The 7,368-nt window shown below is 55.5% G+C and carries 10 protein-coding genes; 9 read left to right on the top strand and 1 reads right to left on the bottom strand.

Features of this window, described 5'->3' with window-relative positions; translation table 11 throughout:
* The 8 genes from RWS31_RS10845 to RWS31_RS10880 form a co-directional block, all read left to right on the top strand.
* The coding region (locus RWS31_RS10845; protein WP_314598292.1) for a carboxyl transferase domain-containing protein at positions 1-402 on the top strand (402 nt) is incomplete at its 5' end.
* A gap of 15 nt (positions 403-417) precedes the next feature.
* On the top strand, positions 418-561 hold the full coding sequence (locus RWS31_RS10850; RefSeq protein ID WP_006193510.1) for a hypothetical protein: 144 nt from the start codon (positions 418-420) through the stop codon (positions 559-561).
* A gap of 45 nt (positions 562-606) precedes the next feature.
* Positions 607-993 carry a biotin/lipoyl-containing protein gene (locus RWS31_RS10855; RefSeq protein WP_006193509.1) on the top strand — a complete coding sequence of 129 codons (387 nt, stop codon included), beginning with the start codon at positions 607-609 and terminating at the stop codon, positions 991-993.
* Between the two features lie 211 nt (positions 994-1,204).
* Complete coding sequence (locus RWS31_RS10860; RefSeq protein ID WP_314598295.1) at positions 1,205-1,930, top strand: nuclease-related domain-containing protein; 726 nt, start codon at positions 1,205-1,207, stop codon at positions 1,928-1,930.
* A gap of 428 nt (positions 1,931-2,358) precedes the next feature.
* Entirely contained in the window at positions 2,359-2,691 is a 333-nt protein-coding gene (gene cas2 / locus RWS31_RS10865) for a CRISPR-associated endonuclease Cas2 (RefSeq protein WP_314598296.1), read from the top strand.
* A 225-nt stretch (positions 2,692-2,916) separates the two neighbouring features.
* The gene (locus RWS31_RS10870; protein WP_314598298.1) at positions 2,917-3,201 is read left to right on the top strand and encodes a hypothetical protein; all 285 of its coding nucleotides are present in this window, start codon (positions 2,917-2,919) and stop codon (positions 3,199-3,201) included.
* Positions 3,158-3,673 carry a CRISPR system precrRNA processing endoribonuclease RAMP protein Cas6 gene (gene cas6, locus RWS31_RS10875; protein WP_314598300.1) on the top strand — a complete coding sequence of 172 codons (516 nt, stop codon included), beginning with the start codon at positions 3,158-3,160 and terminating at the stop codon, positions 3,671-3,673. Before RWS31_RS10870 ends, cas6 begins: the two co-directional genes overlap by 44 nt.
* 96 nt (positions 3,674-3,769) lie before the next feature.
* Positions 3,770-5,137, top strand: coding sequence for an FAD-dependent oxidoreductase (locus RWS31_RS10880; protein ID WP_314598302.1), 1,368 nt, complete (start codon positions 3,770-3,772; stop codon positions 5,135-5,137).
* Positions 5,138-5,197: 60 nt separating this feature from the next.
* Here the strand turns inward: RWS31_RS10880 and larA are convergent, their stop codons facing one another.
* Positions 5,198-6,469 (bottom strand): nickel-dependent lactate racemase, encoded by a 1,272-nt coding sequence (gene larA / locus RWS31_RS10885; RefSeq protein ID WP_314598304.1) that lies wholly within the window; start codon positions 6,467-6,469, stop codon positions 5,198-5,200.
* Positions 6,470-6,656: 187 nt separating this feature from the next.
* Here larA and RWS31_RS10890 point away from each other — a divergent pair, with 187 nt between their 5' ends.
* The gene (locus RWS31_RS10890; RefSeq protein WP_294176162.1) at positions 6,657-7,208 is read left to right on the top strand and encodes a phosphoribosyltransferase family protein; all 552 of its coding nucleotides are present in this window, start codon (positions 6,657-6,659) and stop codon (positions 7,206-7,208) included.
* Positions 7,209-7,368: the final 160 nt, after the last annotated feature.

The following is a 7,368-nucleotide window of genomic DNA, read 5'->3' on the forward strand; positions in this document are numbered from 1 at the left end:
GGCATCATCCGCCACGGCGCGAAGATGCTCTACGCCTACAGCGAGGCGACGGTGCCCAAGGTCACGGTCATCACGCGCAAGGCGTACGGCGGTTCCTACATCGCCATGTGCTGCCGCGAACTCGGCGCAGACCAGGTCATGGCATGGCCTTCGGCTGAAATCGCCGTCATGGGCCCTGCGGGCGCTGCGAACATCATCTTCCGCAAGGATCCCGACAAGGATCAGAAGACGGCGGAGTACGTCGAGGAATTCGCTACGCCGTACAAGGCGGCGGAGCGCGGCTACGCCGACATGGTCATCGAGCCGAAGGAGACGCGCCCCTATGTCATCACGGCATTGAACGCTCTCGCCTCGAAGCGCGAAGTCGGGCCGGCGAAGAAGCACGGCAATATTCCGTTGTAATCGGGAGGTTCACTTATGCAAAACGCAAAAGACGTCAAACCTGAGGTCGCTGCGGTCATTGCTGCAGCCGTCCAGATGATGGTTGGCAATAAAGTCGTTGCCGTCAAGATCAAGCGCAACGACGCATGGGCAATGGCGGGTCGCCAGAGCATCCATTAAGAAAGACGTAAGCGAAAACAAATTGAAGACTTGGAGGAATTTACAATGAAAAAGTTCAACATCAAGGTCAATGGCACGAGCTACGAAGTCGAGGTCGAGGAAGAGAAGGCAGCCGTCGCGGCGCCTGCACCGAAGGCAGCCGCTCCCGCCGCTCCGAAGGCCGCTGCTCCGGCTGCTCCTGCCGCTCCTGCCAAGGCAGCTGTTTCCGCTGGCGCCGGCGAAGCTTCCGTCAACGCCCCGATGCCGGGCAAGATCGTCAACGTCCTCGTTTCCGAGGGCCAGAAGGTCAACTCGGGCGATGTCCTCTTGATTCTCGAAGCCATGAAGATGCAGAACGAAATCGCTGCAACGCAGGCTGGCACGGTCAAGGCGATCAACGTCGCCGCTGGTCAGAGCGTCAAGGCTGGCGATCCGCTGGTTATTGTCGGCTAAGCTGTACGAATGGAACTGCTGCACGCATTCGCGTGCGGCAGTTTTTTTCAATAGAGAGATTCTTGAAAGTCAGTGTGAAAGTCCAAGAGATCAATCTGGAGGCGCAGACCGATTGGATACACTGCTGTAAGGGCGGTGTACAATGTTTATGAAGCGGGCATTTGTGCTTGTAGTTTATCTGTGATGCTTTTATGAGTAGGAGGAGGAATACGTGGCGATTTTGCATACGAAGGAATCTGCCTTAGCAAAAACGAAGCAGAGGAATTTTTTTCTGGCTGCATTTTTTTATGGCATTGCAGGACTCGTGTGGCTTTGGTGGGTAAATAATATTCTTTTCGTGCATCGTATATTGCCTTTTAATACAGTAGTGCCAATCTTCTTGGTTTTCGGTGGTGCAGGGTGGCTGGGCAGGCACTTTTGGCGCAACTACCGAAAATCTGCATCGGGAGACAAGGGCGTGGAACGTGCGCTCGATGTTTTGCAGCGTCTGCCGGATGACTATGAGGTGTTTAGCAATGTCGTGGTCATGGGACGCTACTGCTCTATTGTTGTTGTTGGCAGAAATGGCGTTTTTATCATTCAAGTGAAGAATCATAACGGAAGGATTGCACCAAGCGGGGGAAAAGATTGGGTGCAGGAGAAGACTGGACGAGGCGGAACAGATTATGCGTCGACTTTGCGCAATCCTGTCATACAGTTGAAAGGTCAGATTCATGCAATGGCTCAGTTTCTCAAACAAGAGGGAATTCGTGTTTGGGTTGACGGCATGGTTTATTTTACAAATCCCGATGTGATTCTTTGCGATTGCTCTGCTGAGGTTACGGATAATGGGAATACGATTCTTGATTTCATCACAAATTATACAGCGCGTCATGTGTTGAGAGATGACGAAGTAACGCGGATTTCGACCTGGCTGCAGCGTGCTGGTAAAGTTTAGCATGAAATCAAAGACTTCGAGCCGAAGCCTAGAATGATTTACTAGGTTTCTGTAAGGGGAGAGGTGCTGAACAACGATTTGGGAAACGCCCAGCTCTTGCAGCAGTATTGATACTGGGAAAAGGCAGTAGAACCATTGCTCTTTTTCCTGCTTCATGCTATACTGTAGGAGAAATCCCCGCCGCATCAGCAATGACAAGGCTTGAAGCGTATTTTTTCAAAGAAATGGCGCAGAAAAGAGACAAAAAACAGTCCGCGCCGCAAACAGCATCTTGAAGCCGCGTAAAATCAGGGCTTGCAAGCCGAGGATTTCAGAACACGAACCCCGAAAGGGGACGGAAACAGCTCGGGCGGGTCAACTGTCGTAATGTTGTAGTGCGCATCTCAGAACACGACTATCCTTTTATCTCGCGCTGGGACGCAAGGCGATTGCAGCGAAGGTGCATTTCCGTGCTTTGGGGTGTCTTGTGCCGGAGGCGTTTGGAATACGAGGAGATGGAGTTTGTCGTTGCTGACGAGTGCCGTTACATCGTGCTCGTGATTTACGACATCGTGGACAACAAGCGCCGCAGTCGCATGGTCAAGTGTGTCGAGCGCTATGGGATTCGTGTGCAGAAGTCTGCTTTTGAGGCATTTTTGAGCAAGAAAAAGTACGAGCGGCTCGTTGAGGAAACGAGCCGCTTGATTGATTTGGAGACGGATTCTTTGCGCATCTATTTGTTGGCCGATCATACGTCAGTTCGTTCATGGGGGTGTGGGTGATCGTCATATCGAGGATGTCATTATTTTTTAGAATTTGCAGGAAAAGCCAGGATTCCAGGGCGAGGTGGGCAGGAAATTTTCTTTGGAAACAGAATATTTCCAATATGGTTCTTATGATTTCGACAAAGAGGGGAGATGAGGCTGTGGAGGATTTGTGCGAAAGGATTACGACACATGGAGTGATGCATGGATTCTGGGACTCTGCCGTTCGCAGGAGGTCAATTGATGATGCGTCTTTTTGAGGTGCGGCTTTTCTTGCCCGAGGAAGAGCGTGCAGTCAGCTCTTTTGGCTCGTTGCTGCACGGAGCTTTGATGGAGCGCCTGCCGAAGGAGTTGGTAGAGAGGCTGCACGAACCGGATATGCGCCCGTACAGTCAGAGTGTTTCGTGGGACAGGGCGGGCGGCTTTCGCCCGTTGGCGCATCGGCGTCGTGGGGGAAGAGGTCGGCGAGGCGATCGGGGAGGGCTTGCGGCAAGGAGATGGCATATTCCTGCGACAGAAAGGGTATGAGGTGCGTCTGGGCGAGCGGAAGTTGTTGGCGGAAAGCTCTTTTGAGGAGATTGCCGATACGTTCTTCTTGCAGGAGGCGGCGCCCAAGGGGGCGGAGCTTTCTTTTTGCACGCCGACTTCGTTCAAGCGCGAGGGGCGCTATGTGATGCTGCCGGATTTCTTCTTGATTTGCCAGAGCCTTTTGATGCGATGGAATCGCTTCGCCAAGGAAATTTATCTCTATGATGAGGATTTGACGGAGCGGATGGCGCTGGCCTGTCAGCTTTCTAAATACGCGCTTCGTTCCGTTCCTTTTTCTATCGAAGGTCATACGATTCGTGGCTTTTGCGGCACGATGCGCGTGCGGTTTTTCGACACGGACGGCATGCGGCGGATTTTAGGAATGTTGTTTTCCTTCGCGCCTTTCGTTGGTATTGGCATCAAGACGGCACTCGGCATGGGGGCGGTCGAGACGAGGGTGTGGGAGAGGTGAAGGGCGCGGCTCTCTTTCTCTTGTCATGAGGCGCATGGCGCTGTTTTTCTGCACATTTATGTGTACTTTTTATATATGAATAAGGAGGATTTTTTTATGCAGGAAATGAAAGAATATCAGAATTTGATCCTTGGCTTCGGCAAGGCGGGCAAGACTTTGGCGGGGCTTCTGGCAAAGCGCGGCGAGTCTGTCGCGCTTGTCGAACGCTCGAAGGAGCGCTACGGCGGCACTTGCATCAATGTCGCCTGCATCCCGTCGAAGTCGCTTGAGTACAGTGCGCGGCTTTCTGCTGCTGCGGGCGGCGATTTTGCGGCGAGGGCGGCGCGCTATCGAGCGGCAATCGCTGAAAAGCGGCGTCTGACGGCGATGCTCCGCCAGAAGAATTACGAGAAGGTCACGGCGGCGGGATCGGAGGTCATCGACGGTGAGGCTTCCTTCCTCGATGCGCATACGGTGCGCATTGTGACGGAGACGGGAGAAAGAATCGTGCGCGCCGGGCGCATCTTCATCAATACGGGCGCAGCGCCCTTCGTACCGCCGATTCCGGGGCTTAAGGAGAGTGCGCATGTCTATACGAGCGAGGGAATGATGGAGCTTGACGAGCTGCCTGAAAAGCTTATCATCATTGGCGGCGGCTATATCGGCTTGGAGTTTGCATCCTATTATGCGAATTTCGGCTCTGACGTCACGGTCGTGCAGGATACAGCGGAATTCATCCCGCGTGAGGATAAGGAAATCGCTGCTTGCGTGGAAAAAGTGTTTGAAGAGCGCGGCATATCGATCATGAAGAGCGCGAAGGTGCTCGGTGTCAAGGATGAGGACGGCGGTGCTGTGCTCACGGTCGAGGTGGCTGGAAGTGAGCGTCGGCTCACGGCGGATGCCGTTCTCGTTGCGACGGGCAGGCGGCCTGAGCTTGCCGCTTTGCAGTTGGAAAAGGCAGGCGTAAAGCTTTCGGAGCGCGGTGCGATCGCGGTCGATGAGAAACTGCGGACGACGGCAGAACATATATGGGCGATGGGCGACGTCGCGGGCAGCTTGCAGTTTACGTACATCTCGCTTGATGATTTCCGCATCGTCAAGGATACGCTGTTTGGCAAGGGCGAACGCACGACGAAGAACCGCGGCGTCGTGCCCTATTCGGTGTTCCTCGACCCGCCGCTTTCTCGCGTGGGCATGACGGAGGAGGAAGCGCGGGCCGCAGGCTTCGAGGTCGCCGTGCGAAAGCTTGCTGTTGCCGCTATCCCGAAGGCGCAGGTGCTTCGAAAGCCCGCGGGGTTGTTGAAGGCGGTCATTGATGCAAAGACGGACAAGATCTTAGGGGCGCATCTCTTTTGCCCGGAGTCGCAGGAAATGATCAATATCATAAAGCTCGCCATGGATGCGGGCATCACGGCGGGTACGCTGGCGGATGCCGTTTACACGCACCCGACGATGACGGAGGCGTTCAACGATCTTTTCGCCTGAATGAAAAATAGGCAACAAAAAAGGCTGCGCAAGCAGCCTTTTTTGTTGCCAAGCGTCTTTTCAGCGCACGATGACGGAAACGCCATCGGGGATGACGGTGACTTTTGCGTCCTTGCCTTTGATCTCGAAGGCGCGCTTCAAGGCCTCGTCGAAGGTCAGCGCGTGCTCCATGTGCATGTCGCGAATCATCTGAGGATCGCAGAGATCCGTGACCATGATGACGGTGAAGCGGTCGAGGATGCGCGCGAGGATCTGCATCTCCCACTGGTCGGGCAGCGTGTCTTCCTGCGGCGTCGCTTCGATCTGGTCGAGCAGTTCGCGCGGCGTTTTTGCAGCCTTCAAGGTCTTGTAGAAGGATTCGCCGCCGTGGCCGTCGTTGCAGGCTGCGACCATGATGATGACACCGCCCTCGTTGCAGTTCGCCTCGGCCGCCGTCATGCCCTTGACCGCCTGATAGATGTTCTGGTCGAGCGGATAGCCGCCGTTCGTCGATACGACGATATCGGACGGGTTGCGCTTGATTTCGGCGAGTGTGCGCACATAGTCGCAGCCCGTGACGTGCGCCTTTTGGCTGTCGCCGGCAAAGGCGGCGATGACTTCTTTCTCCGCATTGATGACGACGTTCAGAATGAAGGCGAGCTTTGCTTCTTTCGCCGCGTGGAGCATGTCGCGGTGGATGGGGTTACCGTCGAGGATGCCCGTGCGCGCCTTGTCGCTCTTGATGAACTTGCTGCAGTGGTTCGCCATGACTGTCTTGGCGGAAGCGATGCCGGGCAGGATCGCCTTGCGGCCGCCCGAGAAGCCTGCGAAGAAGTGTGACTCGATGAAACCTTCGGCGATGAGCAGATCGGTGTCGATGGCCGCGCGGTTGATGAGCAGCTTGCCGCCCGACGGCAGGAAGCCGAGATCCGCCATCGCCACGTCGTCCTGCGAATCGTGGATGATGATCTTTTCGTTCTTGACGATGTCCTCGCCGAAGCGGTCGACGAGTTCTTCGTGCGTCGTTGCGCGGTGGAAGCCCGTCGCTATGAGGATCGAGATGTCGATCTCGGGGTTCGCCTCGCGGATGCGGCGCAGGAGAATCGGCATCGTCACGCGGCTCGGCACGGGACGCGTGTGGTCGCTCGTGATGATGACCATGCGCTTCTTGCCGCGGACGAGTTCTTCGAGCTTTGGACTGCCGATCACGTTGTCGAGTGCGCGCTCGACGATTTCCGCCTGTGTGCCCGGCTGTTCCTTGCCCTCGGGGTGCGATTCGAGTACGCCGAGGAAGCTTTCGTCCGGCACCTCGATCGTCATCTTGCCCTTGCTGTAAGGAATTTTCAACTGCATTATTCCACGCTCCTTTTGTATTGTTTATGTCTTAGCAGGTCTTATTATATCATAGAGGGAATCGCTTGGGCAATGAAAGGAATTGCGCTTGCGAGAAAATTCCATTATAATGAAAGCGATACAGAGGAGTGCAGGATATGTGCGCCCCCTGCGCTGGGATACGAGAAGGACGGAGGGCTTTTGAACGATGGCACAGAGATTTCATACTTTGGAAGTGGCGGGCGTCCGCAGGGAACTGCCGATCTTGAACGTGACGGATGAGCTGGCGATCGCGGGCTTCATCATGCTCGGCGACGTCGAGCTTACGGATGCTTGTGCAAAGGCTTTGGCTGAGAAAGTGCCGAAGGAGACGGAAGTCCTCCTGACGGCAGAGACGAAGGGCATACCGCTCGCGGCGGAACTCGCGCGCTGTCTCGGTATGAAGCGCTACGTCGTCGCGCGCAAGTCGGTCAAGGCGTACATGGAGGACGCCATTTGGGTCGAGGATCGCTCCATTACGACGAAGGGCGTGCAGAAGCTCTGCCTCGACGGCGTGGACAAGGCGCGCATTGCAGGGAAGAATGTGCTGCTTCTCGACGATGTGGTATCGACGGGCGGCTCGATGAAGGCGCTGACGGAGCTTGCAGACAAAGCGGGCGGCAAGATCGTCGGCGAAGCGTGCGTGCTGGCGGAGGGCAAAGCGGCAGAGAGGAAAGATTTGATCTTCCTGGAAGCACTGCCGCTCTTTGATGCGCAGTGAATGGGAGAGTTGCGAAAAGCATCAGAAAAGGTATTGACAAACGAGGCGAGAGCCGCTAGAATATAGTCTGTCAGTCAGCGCGTGCGTGTGCGGCGGGCAAATCAAGCGGAAGTAGCTCAGTGGTAGAGCACCACCTTGCCAAGGTGGGGGTCGCGAGTTC

The sequence above is a fragment of the uncultured Selenomonas sp. genome (genome assembly GCF_963528755.1).
GTDB lineage: Bacteria > Bacillota > Negativicutes > Selenomonadales > Selenomonadaceae > Selenomonas.

Bases quoted from the DNA above. Each gene is read 5' to 3' on its own strand.
- RWS31_RS10855 (WP_006193509.1), top strand. From the start codon at position 607: ATGAAAAAGTTCAACATCAAGGTCAATGGCACGAGCTACGAAGTCGAG.
- RWS31_RS10850 (WP_006193510.1), top strand. From the start codon at position 418: ATGCAAAACGCAAAAGACGTCAAACCTGAGGTCGCTGCGGTCATTGCT.
- larA (WP_314598304.1), bottom strand. From the start codon at position 6,469: ATGCAGTTGAAAATTCCTTACAGCAAGGGCAAGATGACGATCGAGGTG.
- RWS31_RS10870 (WP_314598298.1), top strand. From the start codon at position 2,917: ATGATGCGTCTTTTTGAGGTGCGGCTTTTCTTGCCCGAGGAAGAGCGT.
- RWS31_RS10880 (WP_314598302.1), top strand. From the start codon at position 3,770: ATGCAGGAAATGAAAGAATATCAGAATTTGATCCTTGGCTTCGGCAAG.
- RWS31_RS10890 (WP_294176162.1), top strand. From the start codon at position 6,657: ATGGCACAGAGATTTCATACTTTGGAAGTGGCGGGCGTCCGCAGGGAA.